Origin of the sequence: Turicibacter sp. T129, assembly GCF_025594975.1 — a bacterium.
Lineage (GTDB): Bacteria > Bacillota_I > Bacilli_A > MOL361 > Turicibacteraceae > Turicibacter > Turicibacter bilis.
This window is the reverse complement of sequence record NZ_JAMQUU010000007.1, coordinates 1-26,502: the sequence shown is the minus strand read 5'-3', so window position 1 is coordinate 26,502 and position 26,502 is coordinate 1. Positions and strand designations below refer to the sequence as shown.

27 protein-coding genes are annotated in these 26,502 nt (G+C 32.9%); 19 read left to right on the top strand and 8 right to left on the bottom strand.

Features of this window, described 5'->3' with window-relative positions:
• The first annotated feature begins 98 nt into the window (after nucleotides 1-98).
• The 5 genes from NEH75_RS00755 to NEH75_RS00735 all read left to right on the top strand — a co-directional run bounded on the left by NEH75_RS00755 (nucleotide 99) and on the right by NEH75_RS00735 (nucleotide 5,395).
• Nucleotides 99-1,559: a phytoene desaturase family protein gene (locus tag NEH75_RS00755; RefSeq protein ID WP_238581265.1), complete on the top strand. Its 1,461-nt coding sequence runs from the start codon at nucleotides 99-101 to the stop codon at nucleotides 1,557-1,559.
• Between the two features lie 76 nt (nucleotides 1,560-1,635).
• A complete protein-coding gene (locus tag NEH75_RS00750) occupies nucleotides 1,636-2,037 on the top strand; it encodes a hypothetical protein (RefSeq protein ID WP_055304842.1) in 402 nt (133 codons plus the stop codon).
• Between the two features lie 214 nt (nucleotides 2,038-2,251).
• Nucleotides 2,252-2,776 carry a DUF4358 domain-containing protein gene (locus tag NEH75_RS00745; RefSeq protein ID WP_055241950.1) on the top strand — a complete coding sequence of 175 codons (525 nt, stop codon included), beginning with the start codon at nucleotides 2,252-2,254 and terminating at the stop codon, nucleotides 2,774-2,776.
• A 70-nt stretch (nucleotides 2,777-2,846) separates the two neighbouring features.
• Nucleotides 2,847-4,259 carry an MBOAT family O-acyltransferase gene (locus NEH75_RS00740; protein ID WP_055241948.1) on the top strand — a complete coding sequence of 471 codons (1,413 nt, stop codon included), beginning with the start codon at nucleotides 2,847-2,849 and terminating at the stop codon, nucleotides 4,257-4,259.
• Between the two features lie 14 nt (nucleotides 4,260-4,273).
• Nucleotides 4,274-5,395, top strand: a complete 1,122-nt coding sequence (locus NEH75_RS00735; protein ID WP_055304844.1) for a DHHW family protein — start codon at nucleotides 4,274-4,276, stop codon at nucleotides 5,393-5,395.
• A 56-nt stretch (nucleotides 5,396-5,451) separates the two neighbouring features.
• Here NEH75_RS00735 and NEH75_RS00730 read toward each other — a convergent pair whose 3' ends face one another.
• The 3 genes from NEH75_RS00730 to NEH75_RS00720 form a co-directional block, all read right to left on the bottom strand.
• Nucleotides 5,452-6,270 (bottom strand): ABC transporter permease, encoded by an 819-nt coding sequence (locus NEH75_RS00730; protein WP_082411216.1) that lies wholly within the window; start codon nucleotides 6,268-6,270, stop codon nucleotides 5,452-5,454.
• A complete protein-coding gene (locus tag NEH75_RS00725; RefSeq protein WP_055241940.1) occupies nucleotides 6,254-7,012 on the bottom strand; it encodes an ABC transporter ATP-binding protein in 759 nt (252 codons plus the stop codon). The genes NEH75_RS00730 and NEH75_RS00725 overlap by 17 nt, the downstream gene beginning before the upstream one ends.
• 129 nt (nucleotides 7,013-7,141) lie before the next feature.
• Entirely contained in the window at nucleotides 7,142-8,167 is a 1,026-nt protein-coding gene (locus NEH75_RS00720) for an ABC transporter substrate-binding protein (protein ID WP_055304845.1), read from the bottom strand.
• A gap of 349 nt (nucleotides 8,168-8,516) precedes the next feature.
• Between NEH75_RS00720 and NEH75_RS00715 the strand changes: the two genes are divergently transcribed.
• The 6 genes from NEH75_RS00715 to surE all read left to right on the top strand — a co-directional run bounded on the left by NEH75_RS00715 (nucleotide 8,517) and on the right by surE (nucleotide 14,502).
• The gene (locus NEH75_RS00715) at nucleotides 8,517-9,557 is read left to right on the top strand and encodes an ABC transporter ATP-binding protein (RefSeq protein ID WP_055304847.1); all 1,041 of its coding nucleotides are present in this window, start codon (nucleotides 8,517-8,519) and stop codon (nucleotides 9,555-9,557) included.
• Between the two features lie 9 nt (nucleotides 9,558-9,566).
• The gene (locus NEH75_RS00710) at nucleotides 9,567-10,484 is read left to right on the top strand and encodes a carbohydrate ABC transporter permease (protein ID WP_055276051.1); all 918 of its coding nucleotides are present in this window, start codon (nucleotides 9,567-9,569) and stop codon (nucleotides 10,482-10,484) included.
• 12 nt (nucleotides 10,485-10,496) lie between these two features.
• Nucleotides 10,497-11,339, top strand: a complete 843-nt coding sequence (locus NEH75_RS00705; protein ID WP_055241931.1) for a carbohydrate ABC transporter permease — start codon at nucleotides 10,497-10,499, stop codon at nucleotides 11,337-11,339.
• A gap of 98 nt (nucleotides 11,340-11,437) precedes the next feature.
• Nucleotides 11,438-12,751, top strand: a complete 1,314-nt coding sequence (locus NEH75_RS00700) for an ABC transporter substrate-binding protein (protein WP_055241930.1) — start codon at nucleotides 11,438-11,440, stop codon at nucleotides 12,749-12,751.
• An 81-nt stretch (nucleotides 12,752-12,832) separates the two neighbouring features.
• On the top strand, nucleotides 12,833-13,774 hold the full coding sequence (locus NEH75_RS00695; RefSeq protein WP_055304849.1) for a DHH family phosphoesterase: 942 nt from the start codon (nucleotides 12,833-12,835) through the stop codon (nucleotides 13,772-13,774).
• A gap of 11 nt (nucleotides 13,775-13,785) precedes the next feature.
• Nucleotides 13,786-14,502, top strand: a complete 717-nt coding sequence (gene surE, locus NEH75_RS00690) for a 5'/3'-nucleotidase SurE (protein ID WP_055241926.1) — start codon at nucleotides 13,786-13,788, stop codon at nucleotides 14,500-14,502.
• A 38-nt stretch (nucleotides 14,503-14,540) separates the two neighbouring features.
• Here surE and NEH75_RS00685 read toward each other — a convergent pair whose 3' ends face one another.
• A complete protein-coding gene (locus NEH75_RS00685) occupies nucleotides 14,541-15,758 on the bottom strand; it encodes an HD domain-containing phosphohydrolase (protein ID WP_055304851.1) in 1,218 nt (405 codons plus the stop codon).
• 156 nt (nucleotides 15,759-15,914) lie between these two features.
• The gene (locus NEH75_RS00680) at nucleotides 15,915-17,378 is read right to left on the bottom strand and encodes a PLP-dependent aminotransferase family protein (protein WP_055304853.1); all 1,464 of its coding nucleotides are present in this window, start codon (nucleotides 17,376-17,378) and stop codon (nucleotides 15,915-15,917) included.
• Nucleotides 17,379-17,519: 141 nt separating this feature from the next.
• On the opposite strand from NEH75_RS00680, the gene pdxS reads away from it, so the two are divergent.
• The 5 genes from pdxS to NEH75_RS00655 all read left to right on the top strand — a co-directional run bounded on the left by pdxS (nucleotide 17,520) and on the right by NEH75_RS00655 (nucleotide 20,595).
• Complete coding sequence (pdxS, locus tag NEH75_RS00675) at nucleotides 17,520-18,398, top strand: pyridoxal 5'-phosphate synthase lyase subunit PdxS (RefSeq protein ID WP_055304856.1); 879 nt, start codon at nucleotides 17,520-17,522, stop codon at nucleotides 18,396-18,398.
• 1 nt (nucleotide 18,399) lies between these two features.
• Nucleotides 18,400-18,981, top strand: coding sequence for a pyridoxal 5'-phosphate synthase glutaminase subunit PdxT (gene pdxT / locus NEH75_RS00670; RefSeq protein WP_055304857.1), 582 nt, complete (start codon nucleotides 18,400-18,402; stop codon nucleotides 18,979-18,981).
• Nucleotides 18,982-19,072: 91 nt separating this feature from the next.
• Entirely contained in the window at nucleotides 19,073-19,480 is a 408-nt protein-coding gene (locus tag NEH75_RS00665) for a rhodanese-like domain-containing protein (RefSeq protein ID WP_055304859.1), read from the top strand.
• Between the two features lie 294 nt (nucleotides 19,481-19,774).
• On the top strand, nucleotides 19,775-20,062 hold the full coding sequence (locus NEH75_RS00660; RefSeq protein WP_055241907.1) for a hypothetical protein: 288 nt from the start codon (nucleotides 19,775-19,777) through the stop codon (nucleotides 20,060-20,062).
• 41 nt (nucleotides 20,063-20,103) lie between these two features.
• Nucleotides 20,104-20,595, top strand: a complete 492-nt coding sequence (locus NEH75_RS00655; RefSeq protein WP_055241905.1) for a hypothetical protein — start codon at nucleotides 20,104-20,106, stop codon at nucleotides 20,593-20,595.
• Between the two features lie 259 nt (nucleotides 20,596-20,854).
• On the opposite strand, the gene trhA is transcribed toward NEH75_RS00655, so the two are convergent.
• On the bottom strand, nucleotides 20,855-21,502 hold the full coding sequence (gene trhA / locus NEH75_RS00650; protein ID WP_055241902.1) for a PAQR family membrane homeostasis protein TrhA: 648 nt from the start codon (nucleotides 21,500-21,502) through the stop codon (nucleotides 20,855-20,857).
• A 377-nt stretch (nucleotides 21,503-21,879) separates the two neighbouring features.
• Here trhA and NEH75_RS00645 point away from each other — a divergent pair, with 377 nt between their 5' ends.
• The 3 genes from NEH75_RS00645 (at nucleotide 21,880) to NEH75_RS00635 (ending at nucleotide 25,734) form a co-directional block, all read left to right on the top strand.
• On the top strand, nucleotides 21,880-23,160 hold the full coding sequence (locus NEH75_RS00645) for a serine dehydratase subunit alpha family protein (RefSeq protein WP_055304861.1): 1,281 nt from the start codon (nucleotides 21,880-21,882) through the stop codon (nucleotides 23,158-23,160).
• 101 nt (nucleotides 23,161-23,261) lie between these two features.
• Entirely contained in the window at nucleotides 23,262-24,671 is a 1,410-nt protein-coding gene (locus NEH75_RS00640) for a flotillin family protein (protein ID WP_055241898.1), read from the top strand.
• Between the two features lie 166 nt (nucleotides 24,672-24,837).
• Nucleotides 24,838-25,734, top strand: a complete 897-nt coding sequence (locus NEH75_RS00635) for a D-alanyl-D-alanine carboxypeptidase family protein (RefSeq protein ID WP_055304863.1) — start codon at nucleotides 24,838-24,840, stop codon at nucleotides 25,732-25,734.
• A 215-nt stretch (nucleotides 25,735-25,949) separates the two neighbouring features.
• Here NEH75_RS00635 and NEH75_RS00630 read toward each other — a convergent pair whose 3' ends face one another.
• Entirely contained in the window at nucleotides 25,950-26,228 is a 279-nt protein-coding gene (locus NEH75_RS00630) for a hypothetical protein (protein WP_237252631.1), read from the bottom strand.
• A gap of 129 nt (nucleotides 26,229-26,357) precedes the next feature.
• On the bottom strand, nucleotides 26,358-26,502 hold a 145-nt coding region (locus NEH75_RS00625), incomplete at its 5' end, for a transposase (RefSeq protein WP_262948324.1).

Here is a 26,502-nt window from a genome sequence, read left to right as displayed (position 1 = left end):
TTTAAAAAGGTAATACATTGGATTCCGATGTATTACCTTTTTTGCTTAGGGATATATTAATGGGTGTTTGTTGCTAATAAAAATAGGATGTGATTTTAATGAAGGAAAAAGTCATTATTATTGGGGCAGGGATTGGAGGATTAGCCACTGCTTTGAGATTATTAAATGCTGGATATGAAGTAGTTATATATGAAAAAGAAGATAAGGTAGGAGGAAGAGTTAATCGTATTCAGGAAAAGGGATATACATTTGATTTAACCGCCACGATTTCTATGATGCCTCAAGAGTTTTATTTGCTTTTTGAAGAGTTAGGATTGAGATTAGAAGACTATATAGAAATAAGCTATCCTAAATCGCTATATTATACCTTTTTTAAAGATGGAACCTATTATGATTTTTCTACTGATTTAATTAAATTAAATAGGCAATTAGAATCTATTTCTACTAAAGATGCAGTAGGCTATTTTCAATTAATGAGTGATATTTATGAGAAATATCAACTTGCTAATCAAGCGTTTTTAAGTCAATCGTGTGATCAAGCTTCATCATTTTTTACATTTAAACATTTAAAAGAAATTTTTAAGTTAGAACCATTGAGTAATGTTTATGATTATGTTTCTAAATTTATTAAGGATGAAAAATTAAAAGAGTATATCTGCTTTCAAACAATGTATATTGGAATGTCGCCCTATGATTGTTCAAGTATTTATACTTTATTACCAGGTGTGTCACAATTTTATGGATTACCGCATTTAAAGGGAGGGATGTATCGTCTTGTGGAAGTCATGGAGCAACTGATTAAAGAGTGGGGAGGAATTATTCATACGAATTCACTTGTTGAAAGTTTAGTAATTGAAGATAAATGTGTTTTGGGTATACAGTTATCTGATCGAATTGATAAAGGAGATTATATTATTGCCAATGCACAGGTACCTTATGTGATGCATGAATTACAGTCAATTATACGTCCAAAAGAATATCATTTATCATGTTCTGCTTTTATCTTATACTTAGGACTTAAACAAAAGCTTCCCATGTTAAATATTCATAATATTTATATTAATCAAGCATTTAAAGAAAATATCCAATCTGCTTTTGATGGAAAGTTACCAAAAGAATCCTCTTTTTATTTTTATGTTCCAAGTCGTATGGATGAAGGGATGGCTCCAACTAATGGTGAGGTGATTAATGTTATTATTCGAGTGCCTAACTTAAAGGCACAAAATGTTGAGTGGAATGAGCAGACTATCTTGTTATTAAAAGAACAAATTTATAAAGCTTTAGCTCAGGTAACAAAGATTGAACATTTTAACGAGTTAGTAGAAGTAGAAAAATACTTAACCCCAGTAGATTTAGCCACACACTTTAATTGTTATGAAGGGATTGCATTTGGATTGAGTCATGATTTAACCCAAACGAATTACTTTAGACCCCACCATCAAAGTGATGATTTAAAGCGATTATATTTTGTAGGTGATTGTACACATCCCGGAACTGGAATTTCCCTCGTTTTAAAATCTGCAAGACAACTTTCTAAACAAATATGTAAGCATATCTGAAAATCATCGAACATATACTTTTTGAGGTAGTGCCTATGATTGATTGTGCATCGTCAGAAATTAAGGGGGGGATAATATGTTAAAAACTGAAACACTTAACATTATCGAATTTAATAATGGTCAGCTAAAAAAGCCAGTTTTAATTAGATATACTATTGTCATTAATTCGAATGAATCACAACCTTATGATGAAGATGCCTTGAAATTAATTGGTTTCCTTAAAAGCTTACCGGAACAGTTTGAAACAATTGAGCTATATTATGAGGTTGCTGATGCTAAAATTACACATCTAGTTCGCCAAAGAATTACTGTGAAAGTTAATGGTGAATTATATTCGACTTATGTCTTGGATGATGATTTAGATTTATTTTTTAATCTATTAAGGCTTTTTAAAAATTATGAATATTATGTCGATGGGGATGAACAAAGTGTTAGCCCTATTAGGTTAGCCCAGGCTTTAAAGACCTATCAAATTTAATAATCTCATCAGGAAGAGACTCTAATTGTTCATGAAGGAGTCTCTTTTATACTTCATATTTTTAACATAGCTAGAAGTTTTAAGTTATTATTTAATCATAAATTTAATTATTTTATGAAATTATGGAACAATATACATAAGACAGTCGTCTAATTTAATGTAAACGAAGAGAAGTACCTAAGTAAAAACGAACTAAATAATGGAGGAAGTTAAAATGAAGAAGATTAAATTATTAATGATGACTTTATTAATTACAGTTTTAGCTGTTGGATGTAGTAAAGGTTCAGAACAAGGTGGAGAAACAGGTGAAACGTCACCAAAACAAATCATAACAAAAATTCAAGAAACATTATCAAAAGCTTATGATACACCTTTAGAAGATGGGGTATTATCTGGATATCATTTAACTGACATGACAAATGAAGAAGAAATGTTAATGTATGAAGGAATTTTTAATTCAGAAGATATTAAGTCAGGATATATTTTACAGCCTATGATGAATGTTAAGTCTGAATTAATCATTGTTGCAGAAGCTAAAGATGCTGAGTCAGTTGAAAATATTAAGGCTTCATATGAAAAAGTTTTATCAGATCAAGATGCAATGTGGTCTCGTTATTTACCAGATCAATATGAGTTAGTAAAAGCAAATAAGATTCAAACTCAAGGAAATTATGTGTTATACGTAACAAGTGAACAAGTGGAAGAAATTGTTAAAGTTTTCGAAGAGCAAGTAAAATAATAAATAAAGAAAAGTAGATTGGGTTTTGCTCAATCTTCTTTTTATATAATAGGAGAGGAGATGAGAATCATTGGTTTTTAGTAGTTTAGTTTTCTTATTTGTTTTTTTACCTTTAACATTAGTCTTATACTTTATTGTTCCACGTAACTGTCGTAATTTTATTTTATTAATAGTGAGCCTCATCTTTTATGCTTGGGGAGAACCTATCTATATTTTATTAATGTTATTTTCTACGGTGGTGGACTTTATTCATGGATTATTGGTTGAATATTATGCTGATCAACCAAAGAAAGCAAAGCGGGTTGTTTTATCATCAGTATTTATTAACTTAGGATTGCTTATGTTTTTTAAATACTCAGGCTTTATTATTTCTAATATTAATCAATTATTAGGGGCACAGTTTAATATTCCTTCTATTGCTCTACCAATTGGAATTTCCTTTTATACATTTCAGACAATGTCGTATACTATCGATATTTTTAGAAAGGATGCACCAGCGCAGCGAAATATTATTAGCTTAGGCGCCTATGTGACTATGTTTCCACAGTTAATTGCAGGACCGATTGTTCGATATCAGACTGTTGCCGATCAATTAAACAATCGAGTAGAGACTCAAGCCCGATTTGCTGATGGGGTTCAACGATTTATCATTGGACTTGGAAAGAAGGTTTTGTTAGCAAATAATATTGGTTTGTTGTGGGATCAAATTTCATCAACAGAGACCTCAAATCTTTCAGTTTTAACGTCGTGGCTTGGTGTGATTGCCTTTGGACTTCAAATTTATTTCGATTTTAGTGGCTATTCAGATATGGCTATTGGACTTGGAAAGATGTTTGGATTTGAACTGTTAGAAAATTTTAATTATCCGTATATTTCACAAAGTATTACTGAGTTTTGGCGTCGTTGGCATATTTCCCTTGGTACATGGTTTAGAGATTATGTTTATATCCCATTAGGTGGAAATCGAAAAGGGAAATGTCGCACTTATTTTAATGTCTTTGTTGTTTGGTTTTTAACTGGATTATGGCATGGCGCAAGTTGGAATTTTGTTTTATGGGGACTTTACTTTGGTGTGATCATTACGCTTGAAAAAGCCTTTTTAATGAAGTGGTTAAATCAGTTTCCAACAATCATCCGACATATTTATACGTTATTTTTATTACTTGTCGGTTGGGGGTTATTTGCATTTGATAACTTTACACACTTAAAAGCCTATTTTAAGGTCATGTTTAGCCTAGAAGATGTCGCACTGTATAATCAAATGACTCTTCACTATTTAACTTCAAATGCAATTTTATTGCTTATTTTAGTTATTGCTTCAACCCCATTATTAAAAGTGATTTATCATAAATTAATTCAATCTAAATATTCCCTCATTATTGAATTAATTATTATTCCAGTGGCGTGTCTCTTAATTTTAACTCTTTCCACAGCATATTTAGTAGATTCATCGTATAATCCATTTTTATATTTTAGGTTTTAAAGGAGGTAGGTGAGATGGAAGCTATAAAAAATAAAGTTATGATTAGCATATTTTTAATCTTTATTTTTGGTTTATCAATCGCAAACGTGGTTGATAAAGATCGTGAGATTTCTGAAACTGAAAATCGCCCACTTCAACAGTTCCCACAGTTTTCTTTTGAAAGTTTATTATCGGGAAGCTATACACAGAAGTTTGATAAGTATATGACTGATCAATTTGTCATGAAGGATGAGTGGGTTGGACTAAAGTCTGATATGGAACGTTTATTACAAAAGGGTGAGAATAATGGGGTTTACTTTGGGAAGGATGGTTATTTATTAGAAGTTTTTAAGCAGGAGGGTTCATACTTTGAAAAGAATTTACAAGCGATTAATATCTTTCATGATAAGATGCCTAACTTAAACACAACGGCTCTTTTAGTTCCTACTGCTGTGAAAATATATGAGGATAAGCTTCCGTTATTTGCCCCAACGTTTGATCAAGCTAGGATGTTAGAAACCGCAAAAAATGAGTTAACCATTGACTTTATGAATGCATATAATGTGTTAAATGAGCATAGAAATGAGTATATCTATTATAAAACTGATCATCATTGGACCACCCTAGGTGCTTATTATGTGTATCAACAACTCATGAATGAGTGGGGAATGACCCCTTATTTAGATTATCGAGTTGAAACAGTATCAACTGAGTTTTACGGAACATATTACTCAAAAGCTAATAATCATCATTTAAAACCGGATGCAATTCAGCTTTATATTCCAAACGATGAAGTTGAGTTCTCGGTTACTTGGGATGCTCAAAATGAAGCTTTGGATGGATTGTACAATTATGATTACTTAAACCAAAAAGATAAGTATTCAATGTTTATCAATGGCAATCATCCATTGACTATTGTAAAAAGTAGTATGAAAAATGGAAAGAAACTCATTGTTTTTAAAGATTCATATGCTCACAACTTTGTTCCATTTCTAGCGATGAACTTTGAAGAAATCCATCTTATTGATTTAAGATACTTTAATATGAATCCATACGAGTATATTCGTGAACATGATTTTGATCGTGCCTTGTTTTTATATAACTTATCAACATTCGGAACGGATTCTACTGTTGTTAAATTAAAAGCCTTTAACTAGTGATTTTAAGTTCGTTAATTAAAAGGGTGATTCTCTATACTGAATCACCCTTTTAATTATTTTTTAGCACTTTGTTTTTTTCTTAAATAGTTTTCTAGCATACTAACACCTTGGTACATAATGAGTGTAAAGATAGCTAAAACGAATACTCCCATCATAACGATATCAAGTTTGAAGACTTGTCCACCATAAACAATTAAGTAACCAATTCCGGCACGTGAGGCAATAAATTCCCCAACAATCACCCCAACCCAAGTCATCCCAATGTTAATTTTAAGAAGATTAATCATATTGATTCCGTTAGCAGGAAGAACGAGTTTAGTGAGAATTTGCCACTTGTTTGCACCAAAACTTTTCATTAGTCTGATCTTTTCTTCGTCAACAGTTGTAAAGTAATTATAAGCAGACATAATGGTAACTGTAATTGAAGTAATTACGGCAATCACAACAATCCCTTTTACACTGGCCCCAACCCAAACAATTAGAATAGGAGCAAGAGCAGTTTTAGGAAGAGCGTTTAAGACAACGAGAAATGGATCAAGAACCTTTGCTAATTTGTCAGACCACCAGAGACAAATGGCAATAAATAGTCCACCAAGTGTCCCTATTATTAATCCAACGAGTGTTTCATATAATGAGATTCCTAAGTGTCTAAAGATTTCTCCATTCTCGATATACTTAATTAGTAAGTTCCAAATAGCTGATGGTTTACTAAAAAAGAAGTCATCGATAAATCCGTAGCTCGCTAAAAGCTCCCATAAGATTAAAAAACCAATACAAAATAAGACTTGAAGCAAGTGAATGTGCCACGCTTCTTTTTTTATTCCTTTTAAATAATTAAGATATCCAGGAGATCCTTTAAATTCTTTCTTCATCATTTTGCAACTCCTTCCAGAACAAGTCGAAGTAATCTTTAAATTCAGGAGCTAATCTTGCTGTTAAAGGTGTTTTATCCCCTTCAAGGGTTAAAGTAATTTTGTGGACGCTTTGTATCGTTGTTGGACGATGACTTAGAACAGCAACTGTATCGGCTAAAGAAATGGCTTCTGAAATATCATGTGTCACTAAGATTGCTGTTTTATTTTCATTTTTAATAATTTTATAAATATCATCGGTCACAATTAGACGTGTCTGATAATCCAGACCAGAAAATGACTCATCTAACAGTAGGATATCTGGATTTAACGCAAGTGTCCGAATTAAAGCAACCCGCTGCTTCATTCCTCCCGAAAGTTCTCTTGGAAAGTTGTTTCTAAAATCCCATAAGTCATAAATCTCTAATAGTCGTTTAATTTCTTCCTGTGCTTCATTGGTTAATTTATGTTGAATTTCAAGTCCTAATGTGATGTTTTTCATGATAGTCCGCCATTCGAATAAATGATCCTTTTGAAACATATATCCGATTTTTTTTCCATGAGTATCAACTGAACCTTGAGTTGGTTCAAGTAAACCAGAAATGATATTTAAGATCGTTGATTTCCCGCATCCTGAAGGTCCAAGTAAAACTAAGATTTCTCCTTCTTCCACAGAGAAATTAATATCTTTAAGAATTTGTCGTTCTTCATCTAATGAATAAAAATCCTTATACACATGATTCATATCCAATATCGTTGACATATAAAGCCACCTCCATTTTGCGTATATGTCATACTATATAATATTAATCTACTAAGAAACTGTACCTAATGCCGGTAAAATAAAAAGATTTAGCTCTGTATAGTAAGAACCAAATCTTTTACTAAATTATTATTTTATGTTGGCAATAGCATTTTCAGCGTAGCTCGTATCCACGATTGCTTCATAAGGTGCACGATTATCTAATTGTCCTGCAAGTTGCATAATGTCCATTAAGTTATTAAGACTCTCTTCTGCTAAAACAGGATCCTCAGCCCAAGCGTCAATTGAACGATAACGTTCAACTACAGTGACCAAATCTTTTAGTTCCATATCAGGGAAAAATTCATGAATTGATTCGGCGATTTCTTCACTTGTATGAGAGGCTACCCATTGTTGACCTTTATAAATAGCGTTAGTAAAAGCCTGGATTGTGTCGCTGTTTGCCTCGATATAAGACGTAGTTGCACTATAGCAAGTGTAAGGAATGTTATCAGTTTGTTCACCGATTGAAGCAACGATATAACCTTTACCTTGTTGCTCCATTGTTGTAGCTAATGGTTCAAATAAAGTAACGTATTCAGCATCAAGACCTGTAAATGCACCTGCCATAGCATCAAATGAAATATCTGTACGAACATTGACTTCTGCCGTTTCATCATCCGGACGTGCATCAAGACCGTTTGCTTTAAGCACATATTCAAGTGTCATTTCGGGAACGCCACCTTTACGTCCACCGATAATTTCAGAACCGGATAAATCACTAAATTTAAAATCAGGATTTGGATTTTTGGAAACTAGGAAACTACCGTCTCGTTGAGTCACTTGAGCAAAGTTAATCGGTTGATCTTTTCCGCCTTCATTATAAACATAAATAGTAGCTTCAGGCCCCATAAATCCAACTTGTACTTCACCAGAAATTAGAGCTGCCATTGCTTTATCTGCCCCGCCAGCATTGATTAATTCAATTTCAAGTCCTTCTTCTTCGAAGAATCCTTCGCTAATAGCGACATAATGTGGAGCATAGAAAACAGAATGAGTGACTTCGGCTACTTTTATTTTTGTTAATTCTTCCGATGATTGCTGACACCCAACTAGAACACCAGTGAATAAAAACACTAAACTAAAAAATGTAAACAAGCGTTTAAAACTTTTCATAGGAAACCTCCTTATCGCCGAATTATTAATTCTCGGTCTAAGATATCCTATTACTTTTAGGCGAAAGTGTGAGTCTTGAAAAAGAGTTAATAAAATTTTTTGCTAACCTCATAATAATCGAGATATTGGACATAATTGTAAGAGAAAGTGGTATTAGTTAACAGAATTCGACAGGAGTTGATGAATATCTTAATTTTTCACCGGAATTTCATTGACTTAAACTAACATTATTCTTTAGAATACTAAATGAATGCAAAAAAATCTATCATGCAAAAAAAACAATAAAATTTTAAACGTATCCCTATAAAATGAGTCGTAAAAGGATGCATAATTTTTGGAGGTTAGTTCGATGGAAGTAAGATTAGAGGGCATTACGAAAAGCTTTGGCGATTTTACAGCAGTTAACAATTTGAATGTTACAATTGAAGATGGTACACTGGCAGGACTTTTAGGACCATCTGGGTGTGGGAAATCTACAACACTTTATATGATCGCGGGATTAGAAAAACCAACAAGTGGTCGTATTTATTTTGGTGATGAAGATGTTACAGATTTACCAGCTGAAAAACGTGGAATTGGTTTAGTATTCCAAAACTATGCTTTATATCCACACATGACAGTACGTCAAAATATTATGTTCCCATTAGAGAATGCCAAAGTTCCTAAAGCTGAAGCATTAAAGATTGCACAGGAAATGGCTGATTTAGTACAAATCGGACATTTAATGGATCGTAAGCCAGGAGAGTTATCTGGTGGACAACAACAACGTGTTGCTATTGCTCGTGCTATTGCAAAAAAACCACGCGTTTTACTATTAGATGAGCCATTATCTAACTTAGATGCTCGCTTACGTTTAGAAACACGTGAAGAAATTCGTCGTATCCAACAAGAAACAGGAATCACGACTATCTTCGTAACACACGATCAAGAAGAAGCAATGAGTATTACAGATGCCATTGTTTTAATGAAAGATGGAGTATTACAGCAAAAAGAAGCTCCACAAGAAATGTATCGTAAACCAGCTAACCAATTCGTGGCATCGTTTATGGGAACACCACCTATGGGATTCATGAATGGAAAAGTTGAAAATGGAAAGGTATTCATTGGATCGTCAATCTTAGGAGACGCTGAAGTAGCTAATGGAGATGTAGTTGTCGGAGTTCGTCCAGAATCATGGCGCCTATCACAAGAAGAAGGAATTAATGCAACAGTGAAAATGGTAGAAGTTATTGGACGCGATAAGTTAATGACAGTTGACATCGAGGGACAAAGTGTCCGTTGCTTAATTGATTCTGATAATGAAGTTAATGTTTCAGATGTTGTAAAATTAACTGTGAAACCACAAGCAATCCATGTATTTGATACAACTTCAGGTCATCGTTTAGGGTAGGTGGAAATTATGAAAAATAAAACCAATCTATCAAATGCGACTAAAACTACGATTAAACAAAATTTCTTAGGGTATTTATATTTATTACCAACTTTAGTCATTACTTTGATTTTCGTAGTTTATCCATTAATAATGTCATTCCGTATGGGATTCTATGAAAAATATAACTATTATACAGATGAAGGAACTGGATTCGGATTATCAACCTTCAAGTTTGTATTATCTGATCCAAACTTCCAAAAAGCATTATTGAATACTTTTTTAATTGTTGTTATTGCCGTACCAGTATCAATGGTTATTGCATTGGCTATTGCTTTATTATTAAATTCTGGGATTAAGGCAAGTAAGTTCTTCCAAGCGATTTATTTCTTACCTTATGTCACATCAGTAATTGCAATTGGGATTGTATGGAGTTGGCTATTCCATAGTGATTTTGGTTATATTAATCAATTTTTAAGTATGTTTGGTATAGAGCCTATTCAATGGCTAAATGATCCAAACATGGCGATTTGGGCATTAATTATCTTTAATATTTGGAGTGGACTAGCATTTAAAATCGTTATTTTCCTATCAGGTTTACAAAATATCGATCCACAATATTATAAAGCGGCTCAAATCGATGGGACACCAAAATGGAAAGTGTTCACTCGTATTACCTTACCTTTATTATCACCAACAGTATTCTTCTTAACGATTACATCAGTTATCGGAAGTTTTAAAGTTTACAATGAAGTATTCGCTTTATTCGGTGGGAAGCCAGGACCTGCTAACAGCTGTATGACCGTTGTATATTACATTTATGACATGTTCTACGGATCATCTCAAGTTCATAAAGCAGCCGCTGCATCTATCATCTTATTTGTGATTATTTTAATTATCACAGGAATTCAGATGTTAGTAAGTAAAAAATTAGTTCATTATAAATAGGGAGTGTGCTCAATGGAAAGTAATACAAAAAAGGTTACATCAGTATGGGCTAAAGTGTTAATTTACGTTGCGCTATCACTTGGAGCAATTATTATGCTTTTCCCATTTATTTTCATGATTTTAACGTCTTTAAAAACTTATTCAGAATCAATCGCTGTGCCACCAAAGTTATTACCAAATGTGGCTCAGTTTGAAAACTATAAAATAGCAATGGAGATGGCTCCATTTGATATTTATTTCAAAAATACAGTTATTTCAGCTGTTGGAAATACAGTTTTAACATTATTTGTTACGATCTTTGCAGCTTTTGCATTTACTCGTTATAAATTCTATGGAAGTAATACAATCTTTACGTTATTGTTAGCAACAATGATGGTACCAGGTGAAATGTTAATTATTCAAAACTATCAAACGGTATCAGCTTTTGGATGGATTGATACGTTCCAAGGATTAATTATTCCTTATATTGCAAATGTCTTTTATATCTTCTTATTGAGACAATATTTTATGCAAATTCCGGAACAGCTATATAAAGCAGCGAAGATTGATGGATGTAGTGATTGGAAATACTTATGGAAAATCATGATTCCAAATACCATTAGTGCGATTGTAACAATTGCAATTTTAAACTTCATTGCAAGTTGGAATGCATTCTTATGGCCATTATTAATTACAAATAATGATAAAATGCGTGTCTTAACTATTGGATTAACTCACTTTACGAATGAATCTGGTTCACAAGTTCATTTACAAATGGCAGCAGCGACAATTATCATTATTCCAGTTGTCATCATTTATTTATTCTTACAGAAATATATCATTAGTGGAGTTACTCGTGGAGGATTAAAAGGGTAATGATATGCTAAGAAAAAAATAGCTAATAGCGGGTATTAAAGGAAATAATCCTTTTATACATACATAATTCAATGCTAATTGAATAGGAGGACTAAAAAGTGAAGAAATTAATGACATCTTTATCACTTGTTGCTGGTGTAACAACATTAGCAGCTTGTTCAAGTGATAAAAAAGAACAGGCACCATCATCAACTGAGATTGTAACAACAATTGAAAGTCCTGTAACAATCGAATTTTGGCATGCTATGGCAGGAACAAATCAAGAAGCTGTTGATGCGTTAGTAAATCAGTTCAATACAACAATTGGGGCTGATAAAGGAATTACTGTTAAACCTGTATATCAAGGTCAATACACAGATTTAAAAACGAAAACAACAGCTGCTTTAAAATCAGGTTCAGCTCCAGCTATTGCTCAAGCATATCCTGACTGGGTTGCTGAGTATTTACAATCAGGAAATGTAGTAGAATTAGATCCTTATATCTTAAATGAAGAAGTTGGAATTAATGATTTTGATGATATCATTAAATCTTATCGTGATGAAAATAGCCAATATGAAGGTGGAAAGTTCTACTCTTTACCATTCAATAAATCAACAGAAGTTCTATACTACAATAAAACATTCTTTGATCAAAATAACTTAACAGTACCAACAACTTGGGATGAGGTAGAAGAAGTTTCTGCTAAAATCAAAGAATTAACTGGAAAAACTGCATTTGGTATTGATGCACCAGCAAACTACTTCATTACAATGGTACAACAATTCGGTGGACAGTATACAAACTCTAATGGAGACATCTTATTCGCTGAAGATGGAGCTAAATACGCGATTGAAGCTTTAGAGTTATTAAAACGTAATGCTGATGCTGGTTACTGGCGTTTACCAGGTGAAGATAAATATCTTTCAGGACCATTCATGAGTGAATTGCTTTATATGTACACTGGATCATCTGCTGGATACTCACATATTGCAACAGCTGACTTTGAAGTTGGTATTGCTCCAATTCCTCAAATCTCTAAAGAAACAGGTGCGGTTATCCAACAAGGTACAAATGTTGTTGTTTTCAATCAAAATAAATCACAAGAAGAGGTTTATGCAGCATATGAGTTTGCTAAATTCTTATCTTCATATGAAGGAAACTTAGCATTTGCAACAGCAACTTCTTATTTACCAATTCGTGAATCAGTTATTGCTTCTGATGCATATCAAAAATACGTAGCTGAATCTAATGATCAAACAAAAGTAGTTGGACCAGAACAAGCTGATTATTACTTCTATGATCCTTCATTCTTCAAAGATACATATTCTTCATACAATGTTCGTACAGCAGCTGAAAAAGCTGTTGAAGCGGTTGTATTAAGTGGAGTATCTCCAGAACAAGCGATTCAAGAAGCTGTTAACTCTTTGAAATAATTACTATTTTTAATGCACAAAATAGAGGTGGACTTCTACCTCTATTTTTCTTTATAATTTAAAATAAGGAGGATTAAAACTATGACAATTCAACAACAAATTATTAAGAAAATTGAAGAATTTGATACAATTATTATTCATCGTCATGTTATTCCTGATGGAGATGCATATGGTTCATCATTTGGATTAGCGGAATTAATTCGCACAAGTTTTCCAGAAAAAAAGGTATATGTAGTTGGTGAAGAATTAGATTACCTAAAATATGTAGGGACAACAGATAAGATTGAAGATTCAGTTTATGAGGGTTCATTAGTTATTATTACTGATACATCAAATGCAGCACGCATTTCAGATGTACGTTGGAAGTTAGGAGCATTTAAGATTAAGATTGACCATCATCCATTCTCAGATGAATATGCAGATATTGAATGGATTGATACATCATATACATCAACTTGTGAGATGATTACAAGCTTATTAATTGAAAATAATTTAGAAATTAATGATAATGGGGCACGTTGCCTATTTAATGGAATTGTTTCGGATACAGGGCGCTTCTTATTCCGTGGAGTAAGTGAGCAAACTTTACGTTATGCAGCACAACTATTAAAATATGATTTTGATATGATTGACTTATATTCAAATATGTACACACAATCTAAGTCGATGATACGTTTTAAAGGGTATGCTTTATTAAACTTTGAAGAAACAGATAAGGGTGTTGGTTATCTTAAATTAACAGATGAAAAATTAAGAGAACTTAATATAGATGAAAATTCAGCTTCTTCACAAGTTAATACACTAGCGAATATTGAGGGAATAAAAATTTGGGCATTCTTTGTAGAAGATAAAGAAAATAATGATATTCGAGTAAATTTACGTTCGAGTGGAGCTGCTGTAAATGAGGTTGCAAAAAAATATGGTGGAGGTGGCCATGTTCAAGCCGCTGGTGCTCGTGTAAATAGTTGGGATATGATTGATCAAATGATTCAAGACTTAGATGAATTGGCAAAAAAACATTAAGGAATGATAAAATGAAGATTTTAATTACAAATGATGATGGTATTAAAGCTCCAGGAATTCATACATTAGCACAAATTGCTTCTAATTATGGTGAGGTTTATATTGTAGCTCCACATACTAATAATAGTGCTGTTGGTCATGGAATCACAATGCGTCGCCCATTAAAGTCTTATCCTGATTCGATTAAAGGAGCTACTTTAGCGATTGGTGTAGATGGTACGCCTGCTGATTGTGTAAAGTATGCTTTAGCACATTTAAAAATAAAGCCTGATTTAATTTTATCAGGAATTAATGATGAGCGAAATGTGGGGACAGATGTTTTATATTCTGGAACGGTCTCAGGTGCTATTGAAGCTAATTTATGTGGTTATCCTGCCATGGCAATTTCAACAACTAACTCAAATTTTGATATTGTGAAGTCATATTTTCCAGCCATTTTTGAAAAGTTATTATCACAAACATTATTAACAGATACGACAATTAATATTAATTTTCCCTCATTAGAAGAACCTAAAGGGATCAAAGTTGCAACTGTTGGTATTAGTCGTTATGATGAGTGTTATGTCGAAGAACAAGGAGGACATCGTTTATCAGGTCCATTAATCGATATTGATCAACCAGAAGAGACTGATGTTAAATCGATTAAGAATGGTTATATTACGATTACACCATTAAAATTTAAATTATATGATGACGATAAAATTTTTGAATTAAGTAAGTTATTTTAATAAAAAAATTCCCGGGAAATAATTCTCCGGGAATTTTTTTATGGGGACATCTTTGTAACGATGCTCATATACTCATTTTTGAATTTGTGATATGGATTCGACAGAGATGAGAGATATTGACAAAAATCGTCATATTTATCAATTACAAGATCGACTAACGATTGATCAATCTTTGATTGAGCTGCTAATTCAGATAATATATTAATAATTTTATCCTTTGGGAAGCTTTCTTTATAACTTCTAGCGGCCATTAATGCTCCCATAATATCAGCAACAATAATAATTCTAGCTGGAATAGATAGTTGGTCTTTTTTTAAACCAAAAGGATAGCCTGTCCCATCTAATTTTTCATGATGATAAGACGCATATTCTTGAACGTCTCGGCTTCCTAAATTTTCTAAAATTTCGTACGTAATAGTAACGTGTTCTCGCATAATCTCCATTTCTTCATTAGTTAACTTTCCTGGTTTCTCGAGAATATTAATTGGTGTAGAAATCTTTCCAATATCATGAAGCATTGCTGCTAATGAAATTTTTTGAACCATACTATGATTATAATTCATCTTTTGGGCTAAAAAATTTGAAATAGCTGATACCATAATCGTATGTAAGACCGTACACTCACTACGTAAATCAATCGTATAACTAATCATAGATAAATATTTAATGGCATTTTCGGGTGATTGAATTGACTTAGCAAAAAAATTACGAAGCAATTGTTTAAAATAACCTGTTTGAATATTGTCTATTAAGTTTTCCTTTCGATTAATTTCGTGAAATTCTGAAATGAATTGACTATCGATTTCTGTATTTAGTGAGAGAAAGAAATCTTCAATTTGCCAGCTATAATTAAAGAAAATACTCATTCGATCGATAAAATAAAGAAGGGATGTTTCAGGTTTATATGGAGATTCGTAGCTCTCGTAATCTGAATGATGATATAAAATTATATCAGATAAATGCGAGATGGGGGAAAAATGTTTAATGAATAATGCTCCATAAATAGCATGATCATATGAAGGTGAATCAATATTTAGAAATTTATCAAAATCTTTGGTTTTATAAGAACCAATGTCATGAAGTAAAGCAATGGTAACTAGATCATATAATTCTTTTTTAGAATAAGTCCCTCTATTATCTAGTAATCGCCAATATAAATAGGCTACTTGAGACGGGTGATCATCTATTCTAGCATCTAGGTAGGAAAAACATTTTTGACAGATTAACATAATATTTTCAAGTGTAATTTGATTCATAACTATACCTCATAGTGTTTTTCTTATATATTAACACGAAACGAATGAGATATGTTGATGATAAATCCAATTATTGTAATAAAAGTATCTGTTTTTTGTTATTACAATAATTTAATGTGTTGTCAATAAAGAAAAGTGTCATCACTTTATAAGAAATTATATTAGAGGAAGAATTGTCATCTTTTTAGGTAAATTGAATGAATCAAGAATCTGCTCCAAGATAGATATTCCTTGCACAATCTGTTCTTCACTACAGGCAGCAAAACTTAAACGAATATACTGTTCGGTTGAAGTGTCTTGACTAGCGTTGAAAATAGAGCCTGGCATAATTAATAAAGATTGCCTTTGACAGGCTTTACAAAAATCTTTTGATTGAATATAAGAAGGTAATTTGATCCAAAAATGTAAGCCACCATTTGGTTCTAAAAAACTAATCCCATATTTTTTTAATGAATTTAAACCGTTTAACATAAGTGTATATTTTCTTTTGTAAATTGCTTTCATTTGTTCAATGTGTTGATCCCAATCTCCCTCGCGTAAATATAAATCAACAGTTCTCTGAATTAAACCAGATGATGAAATGTCCGTATGATGTTTAGCATTCATAATCAATGTGGATAATTGAGGTGGAACTGCGATAAATCCAATTCGAAGGCCGGGCATCATGAGTTTAGAAAAGCTTTTAATATAAACTACTCGATGATAAGTATCAAGTGATATAAAGTTGGGTTTAGCTATAGATGAATCATAGCAGATTTCAGCCATTGAATCATCTTCAACAATATAGAAATCATATTGTTCAGCTAGTTTAATAATTCGTCTAAGCTTTTCTTGAGAGTAGGAAATAGTCGATGGATTTTGAAACTTACTCATCAGGTAGAGTAATTTAGGATGATGTGTTTGAAGAAGGTGTTCCAGTTCTTCAAGATTTAATCCATCCTGTTCAAGAGAGACTTCTTTGATTAGAACACCTCGTGATTTAAAAGCAGCAAGGGCTCCTGTATAGGTTGGATTTTCAACGATAATAGTATCACCAGAATTTAATAACACTTTCCCGATGATATCAATTCCTTGTTGCGCTCCAGATACAATCTGAATATATTCAGGAGCAATATTAATCATATGATGGCGTTTCATGTAATGACTTAAGCTTTCTCGTAATGGTTCATATCCATTACTTTCATGATACCCAAAGGCATAACCTTGATCACGATCTAAAACAATATTTAAATAATTTTTAAAAGCAGTAATAGGGAAGATACTTGGATCTGGGGTGGCGCTTGCAAAGTTAATTTCATTTGCACGTAAATGAATCTGTTGCTGAGTCATTTGTTTCATTGGTATATCTAGAACATGAGTTGAAGTTTTGGGTGCTTTTTCAATGATGAAGTAGCCACTTCCCTTTTTAGCCTGAACTAGACCGTTCGTTTCTAACTGTTTATAGGCAGAGACGATCGTAACTGTATTAACGCCTAAGTGAGAAGCCAGTTTTCTAATTGAAGGGAGTGGAGTATTGGCAACTAGTTGTTTTTGATGAATCATTTGAGTTATTTGATTAGCTAATTGCATATACATTGGATTAGCATTATTTTTATCTAAGTGTATCGGTACAGGGAACATTGTTATCATTCCTTTTTATTTTATATTGACACTAATAGGATAAAATTGGTATAAATTAAGTGAACTATCTAACGTTATTCGAAATTGTTTCGATACAGTTATTATAGGAGATAGTAAACATAATGTAAAGGGGTTTGAAAAATGAATGATCGTTATCAATTAAATAAAAACTTGGCTCAGATGTTAAAGGGTGGAGTTATCATGGATGTTGTAAATGTTGAAGAAGCAAAAATTGCTGAGGCAGCAGGAGCAGTAGCTGTTATGGCTTTAGAACGTGTTCCATCTGATATTCGTAAACAAGGTGGAGTTGCACGAATGTCAGATCCTAAAATGATTCGTGAAATTCAGGAAGCAGTTAGTATTCCTGTTATGGCGAAAGTACGTATTGGCCATTTGGTTGAGGCGCAAATTTTAGAAGCGTTAGAAATTGACTATATTGATGAAAGTGAAGTTTTAACACCAGCAGATGATGAATTCCATATTGATAAAACTGAATTTGATGTTCCATTTGTTTGTGGAGCTAAAAACTTAGGAGAAGCATTACGACGTATTGGGGAAGGTGCGTCAATGATTCGTACAAAAGGTGAGGCTGGGACAGGAAATGTTGTTGAAGCGGTTCGTCATATGCGTACAATGAATAAAGAAATTCGTGAAATTCAAGCAGCTAGTAAGCAAGAATTAATGACTATTGCTAAAAATATGGGGACACCATATGATTTAGTTTGCTACGTTCATGAACATGGAAAGTTACCAGTTGTAAACTTTGCAGCGGGAGGAATCGCGACACCTGCCGATGCAGCATTAATGATGCAATTAGGATGTGACGGTGTCTTTGTAGGGTCTGGGATTTTTAAATCTGATAATCCACAAAAACGTGCAGAGGCAATTGTGAAAGCAACAACCTACTATAATGATCCTAAAGTGATTGCAGAGGTTTCAGAAGGTTTAGGAGAAGCAATGAGTGGAATTGATGTTCGTCAATTACCAGAACATGAGCAATATGCAAAACGAGGATGGTAAGATGATAAAGGTAGGAGTATTAGCAATTCAAGGGGCTGTTGCTGAGCATCTCGAGTTATTAAATCAAATCCCAGATGTATGTGCTCAGGAAGTTAAATACCTTGATGAACTTAATGAAATCGATGGCTTAATTATTCCAGGTGGAGAAAGTACGGCTATTGGACGGTTATTAAGAGATTTTAACTTATTACAACCATTAAAGGAGCGAATACTAAATGGAATGCCTGTGTGGGGAACATGTGCGGGAATGATTTTATTGGCTAAATCTTTAGAAAATGACCCGACCGTTCATCTTGGAGTCATGGATATTACTGTTGAGCGAAACGCGTATGGAAGACAATTAGGAAGCTTTACAACAGAAGTTGAGATAGAAAAGATTTCTTCGAATAAAATCCCTTTAGTTTTTATTCGAGCGCCATATGTTACTCAGGTAAAATCTGATGTTGACATTTTATTAGAAGTCAATGATCATATTGTAGCTTGTCAACAAAAGCAAATGTTAGCAACTTCATTTCATCCAGAGTTAACAAAAGATACAAGTTTTCATCGCTATTTTATAAATATGATTAAGCAAAAAGCCTAGAGAAATAATCTTTAGGCTTTTTTAGATTGGAGAATAGATTTGAAAGATAACTAAATACTAATAATATCTATAAAGAAAGTAAGTGACAAATATGAGACAATTTGTTGGGAAGCTTGCGTTTTGTTTAGTTTTTATTTTTTTAATGATATTAGCTATTTTAGAACATGAAGCGATTCAACCGGTTATGAGTCAGGCTGTTTCAGAATTTCCTTCAATCCAGTATATTTCTCAAAAAGAGGCTGAACAGTTAATTACTAAGACAAAAGGGATTGTCATTATTGATGTTAGAAATAATACGGAATACATTCAATCTCATTTAGAAAATGCAGTTAATATTCCAATGCGAGAACTTAATGAGCACCTTCCTGAATTGGAAAAGTATAAAGATAAACCTATTGTTATTTATTGTGATAAAGGTTATCGTAGTAAAACTGTAGCCATTCAATTAGAAGCTTTAGGCTTTAAAAGGTTATATGTTATAGAGGATGGTATTGGATAAAAGTATCTCTTTGTTTAAAGAAGGGATTGAAGAGGTAATTCTTATCGAATTTAAAAGACTAAAAAAACCTGAGAAAATAGGCCACTTTGGTGTTTTTTACTCAGGTTTTTTTATGTTTTTATGATTTTTAAGATGAAAACTTAATGGTATACTCTTTGGCATCATCCTCTATGTAAGAGGTGCTTTTTTTAGGTTTTAACTTTTTAAATAAAATAAGAAAATAACCCTAACAAAATTTGAAGTTATTAATATATTATACTGTAAGCTCAAAGGAAAAGGAAAGGAGGCGGTGAAATGGAAAGATGGAATTCTTATAATGTAGAAAATAATGTGAACGAAATCAAAACATTTGATCCTTCCGTTCAAACATTTGAGCCTACTCAGAATGAATTACTAGAAGTCAAACATTCTGACTCTATAAGATGTGACATTCCAGTTATCGTAACAAGAGTTGAACATCATTATTACTATCATCAGTATATTTACAAACCAATCAAACAAAGAGAGGTACATTATTATCATCATGGTCAACGGCAAATGAAAAATCTTTGTCAGAAAGGTCAATTTATTGATGAGCAATAATCGCAGAAAATATATTATTGACATTAAAGGAGACATAAATTATGAAACAATATGGTTATTCACGTTGCATGGATAAAGAAGAAAAATGGTATCCAGAAGAAAAAGAAGATAGATACTTCGAAAAAGACGATGACTACTTCGATAAAAAAGAAAAATGTTTTGATAAAAAAGAAAAATGCTTTGACAAAGAAGATGACTACTTCGAAGAAGAAAAATGTCAATGCAAAAAACAACGTCGTGAAAAAGAATGCGAACGCAAAGAAAGATGCAAAGTTGTTGTTGAACCAACTGTTTATTGCAAAGAAGAAAAATCTTTCCGTCATTGTGTAAAACACATTGTACCAGTTGTTTGCAAAGAAGTTGAAAATCATCATTTTGATCATGAATATGTAATTGAGAAAAAAGTTATTAAAGAAAAAAATCGTTATGATCATGGTCGTCGCAATGAAGACTGGTGTAAACTTGCTGGATGTGGATGTGGCCGTGAACGTGAACGCGAATACGATCGTAAAGACGATTGTGATTGCGAATAATCTGCTCTCTTATTCAATTTAAGACTGGACCGACTCGGTTCAGTCTTTTCTTTTGTTTAATTAAAAAGTCATTCATTTGGTTTGATTAATATATAAGCAAGGATCAATTTTTTCCATTGTGAAAAATTGGTTGGTTTTATTGTGAGACTGTGTAAATTTTTTAATTCTGATGTGGTAAATGGAAGCTATTCATCTGTTTCTATATAGATAGTATTAAATTTATCTTCCTAATAAAAAAAGCAAATGGAATCCCCATTTGCTAGATAACATATAGATAAATGCAAAGGAAATGATAGAGACTACCGAGCAAGATGAAAATATGAAAAATCTCGTGGAAACCTAAATGCTTAAAAGTAAGACATTTTGGTTTAATGGCATAGATGATTCCGCCAATCGTATATAGAACGCCTCCAATAATTAAGAGGAATAGGCCAGGACCACTTAATGAAGTAAGCAGCGGCTTAAATACAAATACAGCTAGCCATCCCATAACAATATAGATAGATGTGGATAGTGTACGAGGACAATTAAACCAAGCAAGCTTGAAAATAATCCCACAAATCGCAATTAAAGTGACAATACTGAATAGAATCCATCCTGATTTCCCATTCAATGCAATTAAGCAAAAAGGAGTATATGAACCAGCAATTAAAACAAAGATCATACTGTGGTCAAGCCTTTGTAAAAAGTTAATGACTGTATCTGAAGAGATGACCATATGATAAGTAGCTGATGTTGCATAAAGTAAAATCATACTAACCCCAAAAATGGTAACCGCGATTAATCCAATAACGGTTGGATTATCCAATGCGACCTTAACAATCATCGCAATTAAGGCGATCAAAGATAAAATAGCTCCTGCTAAATGGGTCAATCCATTAATTGGCTCCCTAATGAAATTGTTCATAACTAATCCTCCAAACTGTATTATATAGTATTTCAAACTAGATAATGAGATATTAAAATTATATGCCTAACTTAAAGGGGTGTCAACAATCTTTCGTATGAAATATTTAAAGAGAAGTAATTGATTTATTAATTGTTCATTTCATAATCTCATAGGCAAAAGAATGACCGATGAAAAGGGAAATATTAATCATAATTTTTACAAAGAATCAAAGTATTATAAGCAAAAAATGTGAATACATTTATTTGGAAAAATAGTACCGTTTTTAGCGAAAGTCCTGTGATTTATAAGTGGAGAATAAAAGGATAATTTGATAAAATGGGGGAGTAGGGTAGACTTTTAGACATAATACCTAATAGGTAGGAGTGGAGGATTCTATGGCCGTAACAAAGGAAACTTATCAAGCATATTTTACAATTTTAAAAGAAGAATTAGTTCCTGCTTTAGGTTGTACAGAGCCGATTGCAATTGCTTATGCCAGTGCAAAAGCAAGAGAAATTTTAGGTGATTTCCCAGAGCAGATTATTATTGAATGTAGTGGGAATATAATTAAAAATGCTAGATCAGTTGTCGTACCAAATACCGGAAACTTAACAGGGATTGAAGCAAGTGCCATTACCGGCGCAGTTGCTGGAGATTCATCAAAAGGATTAGAAGTTATTGAAAATGTTAATGAAGAACAAATTAAACAAGTTGCATCACTATTAGAAGCTAAGTTATGTAAAGTTAAATTAATTGAAAATGATGCAAATTTACATATTATTGTAAAGATGATAAACGGCGATCAGTCGTCATTAGTTGAGTTAATTCATACGCATACTAATATTAGTCGTTTAGAGAAAAATGGAGAAGTCTTACTAGAAAAATCTTTTAATAAAGAAGATTTTAATTCTGCCTTAGCTGACCGTTCCGTTTTAAATATTGCAGATATTTTAGAATTTGCGCAAACCGTTGATTTAACAGACCTAAAGGATATGTTAGAACAACAAATTAACTATAATTTAACGATTGCTGAAGAAGGATTAAAAAATCAATATGGTGTCAATGTGGGTCAAATGATTTTAGATTGCTACGGTGATGACGTCAAATCTAAAATGAAAGCTTATGCGGCAGCGGGATCAGATGCTCGTATGTGTGGATGTAGTTTACCAGTTATGACGACATCAGGAAGTGGAAATCAAGGAATGACAGCTTCCTTACCAACAATCATTTATGCTAAGGATAAAGGATTAACAGAGGATGAGATGTATCGTGCATTAATTTTAGCGAGTTTAGTAACCATTCATCAAAAAACATTTATTGGTCGTTTATCCGCCTATTGTGGCGCTGTAAGTGCAGCTTGTGGAAGTGGCGCGGCTTTAACATACATGAAAGGTGGAACACTTGAACAAATCGAAAATACGATTACAAATACATTAGCGAATATCGCAGGAATTGTTTGTGATGGGGCTAAGGCTTCATGCGCAGCTAAAATTGCCTCAAGTTTAGATGCTGCAATTATGGGCCATTATTTAGCAATGCGTGGGGTTGCTTTTGATGAGAAATGTGGAATGGTTCAATCAACAATTGAACAAACCATTGAAGCATATGGACGTTTAGGACGAGAAGGAATGAAACAAACGGATATTGAAGTATTAAATATCATGCTAGAAAAATAAATAAGAAAAGGACACTAAATAATAAGTTTAGTGTCCTTTTGTTCTATTTAAGTAAAAAAGTCATATGATTATTGTAAGGACATATAGGAGGGGGACATATAATGTTAAATGCCTTATTACCTTATATCGGGTGGATTGTGCTAGCAGCTGTAGCTATCATTATTTTATTGATGTTGTGGAAAAAGGCACCACAGGATAAAGCGATTGTTGTCACTGGATTAAAGCGTCGTGTGATTAGTGGGAGTGGAGGAATTGTCATTCCTTATCTTGAACAAACGTCACGTATTTCTTTAGAAAATATTAAGGTAGAGGTTAAAACACATGAATCATTAGATAGTAATGGGGTTCCAATTGATACAGATGGGGTCGCTATTATTAAAGTCAATTCGGATCCTAAAAGTGTTTTATTAGCCGTAGAGCAGTTTAACACGGGTCGTGAAAAAGAAACGATTAATGTCATTAAAGAAACGGTACAAGATGTATTAGAGGGAAAACTACGTGAAATTGTCTCTAAAATGACGATTGAGGAAATTTATAAAGATCGCGAAATGTTTGCAAATGAAGTGGAGAATGTTGCCAAGGCTGATCTCGATAAGATGGGGCTTGAGATTAAAACATTTACAATCCGTGACATTGATGATACCAAAGGATATTTAACAGCATTAGGAGCAAAACAAATTGCTGAAGTGAAGAAAAATGCAGCGATTGCTGAAGCAGAGGCTGAACGAGATCGTATGCAAAAAACATCAGAAGCAAAACGACTAGGGACTGAGGCACAATTAAAAGCTGAAACTGAGATTGCATTAGCAAAAAAAGAAAAAGAATTACGTGTCCAAGCTTATAAAGAAGAGGAGCAAAAAGCCCAAGCGAAAGCTGATTATGCTTATGAAGTGGAACAAAATATTGTGAAAAAGAGCGTCATTGAAGCATTAAAAAATACACAGTTATTTGAAGAGCAACGTCAAACGGAAATCGCGATGCAACAAGCAATCAAACAAGAAAAAGAACTTGAAGCAACTGTTAAAAAAGTTGCAGAGGCTCAAAAATATAAAGAACAACAAGAAGCGGATGCACAACGTTATGCTATCATCAAAAATGCAGAAGCGGAGGCAGAATCAATTCGAATTAAAGGTGCTGCTGAAGCAGAAGCGACTCGTGTAAAAGGTCAGGCACTTGCGGAAGCGATGAAAGCAGAGGCAGAGGCCATGCGTGAAAAAGCTGAAGCTTATAAACAATATGGAGAAGCAGCAATTGTACAGATGATTGTTGAGAAGTTACCTGATATTGCAAAAAATATCGCAGATCCATTATCGCAAACTGAGAAGATGGTCATCATTGATAATGGTGGGGGGCACGGAGCAGCCAAAGTGACTCAAAATGTAACTAAGATGATCTCAGAAGTTCCAGAGGTGGTAGAATCTTTAACAGGAATTAATTTAATTGATTTAATTTCTTCTTTACAAAAACCATCGACTAATGAAGATCAGATTGAAGAAAATAATCTGAACTAAAAGGAGCTAATATAGCTCCCTTTTTATGATGCAATGTCGATAGAACGATATCAAACGATATTTTTATCGAAATTCGCTCTGAATTATTGGATAATTTGAACGATTTAAACAGAATTGTGATATACTAAAATTATATAAAATATATATGGGATAGGGTTATTAATTCATGGAGCGTATGAAGTTGAAGAAAAAAATGATTAAATTTGGATCTCTTTTGGGATTGTTTATTATTACAATTGGAATAAGTCTAAGTAAGAACATGACGATTTTTGGACAAAGTCGTCAAGATTCAGTCGGAAAACAATTATACTCACAATCGTTCTATCAAACGAATGAGGTAGCAACTGTAGCACACTTAGATCAACTGGCTAAAGAAAAGCTTTTAGAAGAAGAACGTTTAGCCGAGGAAAAACGACAAGAGGAACGACTAGCACAACAACAGGCTAAGTTAGACTTGGAAAGTTCGTTTTATGAAAATGTTATAACAGTCTCAAATGGAGATTCAAAACTCGTATTAGTGAATAAAAATTATGCATTAGATTCAAGTTATGCTCCAAGTGACTTAGTGCTCCCAAATGTTTTGGCACTTGGGCATGAACAAAATAAAACTATTTATTTACGTGAAGAAGCATCACAACATCTTGAACAATTATTCAGTGCAGCAGAACAAGAAGCGGGATTAATCTTTTTAGCACGAAGTGGCTATCGTTCATACGAAACACAAGTTTCATTATATCAACGATATGTTGATCAAAATGGGCAAGAAGCTGCGGATCGTTTTAGTGCAAGAGCAGGTCATAGCGAGCATCAAACAGGTTTAGCGATTGATGTGACAGCTGATAGTGTCAATGGACAATTAACAACGGAATTTGGTAAAACAGCTGAGGGAATTTGGCTAAAAGACAATGCACATCGATTTGGCTATATTATTCGCTATTTAGAAGGGCGAGAATCTGAAACTGGATATCAGTATGAACCTTGGCATATTCGTTATGTTGGTGTTGAAGCTGCAACGGAAATTTATGAAAATAATTGGATTTTAGAACAATACTTAAATAAATAAAAGAGCTATTTTTTCATAGCTCTTTTATTTATGATTATTTAACTTCTGTATTACCCATTACTTTTGATGTATTATCTAGCTTAAGACTATCTTTAGCTTGTTGTGTTTTGAAGTAGATATTTCCATCAACTAATTCAAAGTTATTATATTCCACGTAAACATATCCTTTGAATGTTTCACCTTTGATGCGAGAGCCATCTTGTTTGAATGTAGCTTTAGTTAGGAGGCGTTAAAGTGTAAGAAGTAGTTTTAACATGATTTTCATCTTGGTTATATAAAGCCAGTAGACGTGGAACCACTTCATCACCTTTTTTAAATGCACCTTCAAAGACTAATTCACGATCAGTTTTTAAATCTTTAGTAATGATAACAATCCAGCTTTCTTTTACTACTTTATCAAGAGACTGATTAGTCATATTAGTATTTTTATGACTACAAGTACTAACTAAAGCTATTAATGTCAAAAGTGTTAGAATAGTTATTTTCTTTTTCATAACATAACTTTCCTATCATAAAGATGTTTACTTTATTAATTTAAACGTTAGTTATGAATTTATGAAGAATAAATGGCTCTTTGTCAACTAGTGTGGGTGAAGAAATTTTATACCTGTAATCGTGAGGGATTAAGCTGCTCGTTGAGCAGTTTGATTCCTTTTATTTTTTTGTTCAAAGGTGTACTTATGGATAATCAAAATTCTAGCTTTGAAATGATAGAAACTACGATATCCAAAGGCCATGCGTTTAATCACTTTAATCTTGTTATTAATC

Bases quoted from the DNA above. Each gene is read 5' to 3' on its own strand.
- NEH75_RS00720 (WP_055304845.1), bottom strand. From the start codon at position 8,167: ATGAAAAGTTTTAAACGCTTGTTTACATTTTTTAGTTTAGTGTTTTTA.
- NEH75_RS00665 (WP_055304859.1), top strand. From the start codon at position 19,073: ATGAGACAATTTGTTGGGAAGCTTGCGTTTTGTTTAGTTTTTATTTTT.
- NEH75_RS00725 (WP_055241940.1), bottom strand. From the start codon at position 7,012: ATGTCAACGATATTGGATATGAATCATGTGTATAAGGATTTTTATTCA.
- NEH75_RS00695 (WP_055304849.1), top strand. From the start codon at position 12,833: ATGACAATTCAACAACAAATTATTAAGAAAATTGAAGAATTTGATACA.
- NEH75_RS00735 (WP_055304844.1), top strand. From the start codon at position 4,274: ATGGAAGCTATAAAAAATAAAGTTATGATTAGCATATTTTTAATCTTT.
- NEH75_RS00755 (WP_238581265.1), top strand. From the start codon at position 99: ATGAAGGAAAAAGTCATTATTATTGGGGCAGGGATTGGAGGATTAGCC.
- NEH75_RS00680 (WP_055304853.1), bottom strand. From the start codon at position 17,378: ATGTTCCCTGTACCGATACACTTAGATAAAAATAATGCTAATCCAATG.
- NEH75_RS00630 (WP_237252631.1), bottom strand. From the start codon at position 26,228: ATGAAAAAGAAAATAACTATTCTAACACTTTTGACATTAATAGCTTTA.
- NEH75_RS00660 (WP_055241907.1), top strand. From the start codon at position 19,775: ATGGAAAGATGGAATTCTTATAATGTAGAAAATAATGTGAACGAAATC.
- NEH75_RS00715 (WP_055304847.1), top strand. From the start codon at position 8,517: ATGGAAGTAAGATTAGAGGGCATTACGAAAAGCTTTGGCGATTTTACA.
- surE (WP_055241926.1), top strand. From the start codon at position 13,786: ATGAAGATTTTAATTACAAATGATGATGGTATTAAAGCTCCAGGAATT.
- NEH75_RS00645 (WP_055304861.1), top strand. From the start codon at position 21,880: ATGGCCGTAACAAAGGAAACTTATCAAGCATATTTTACAATTTTAAAA.
- NEH75_RS00685 (WP_055304851.1), bottom strand. From the start codon at position 15,758: ATGAATCAAATTACACTTGAAAATATTATGTTAATCTGTCAAAAATGT.
- NEH75_RS00750 (WP_055304842.1), top strand. From the start codon at position 1,636: ATGTTAAAAACTGAAACACTTAACATTATCGAATTTAATAATGGTCAG.
- NEH75_RS00745 (WP_055241950.1), top strand. From the start codon at position 2,252: ATGAAGAAGATTAAATTATTAATGATGACTTTATTAATTACAGTTTTA.
- trhA (WP_055241902.1), bottom strand. From the start codon at position 21,502: ATGAACAATTTCATTAGGGAGCCAATTAATGGATTGACCCATTTAGCA.
- NEH75_RS00640 (WP_055241898.1), top strand. From the start codon at position 23,262: ATGTTAAATGCCTTATTACCTTATATCGGGTGGATTGTGCTAGCAGCT.
- NEH75_RS00705 (WP_055241931.1), top strand. From the start codon at position 10,497: ATGGAAAGTAATACAAAAAAGGTTACATCAGTATGGGCTAAAGTGTTA.
- NEH75_RS00635 (WP_055304863.1), top strand. From the start codon at position 24,838: ATGGAGCGTATGAAGTTGAAGAAAAAAATGATTAAATTTGGATCTCTT.
- pdxS (WP_055304856.1), top strand. From the start codon at position 17,520: ATGAATGATCGTTATCAATTAAATAAAAACTTGGCTCAGATGTTAAAG.
- NEH75_RS00710 (WP_055276051.1), top strand. From the start codon at position 9,567: ATGAAAAATAAAACCAATCTATCAAATGCGACTAAAACTACGATTAAA.
- NEH75_RS00730 (WP_082411216.1), bottom strand. From the start codon at position 6,270: ATGAAGAAAGAATTTAAAGGATCTCCTGGATATCTTAATTATTTAAAA.
- pdxT (WP_055304857.1), top strand. From the start codon at position 18,400: ATGATAAAGGTAGGAGTATTAGCAATTCAAGGGGCTGTTGCTGAGCAT.
- NEH75_RS00655 (WP_055241905.1), top strand. From the start codon at position 20,104: ATGAAACAATATGGTTATTCACGTTGCATGGATAAAGAAGAAAAATGG.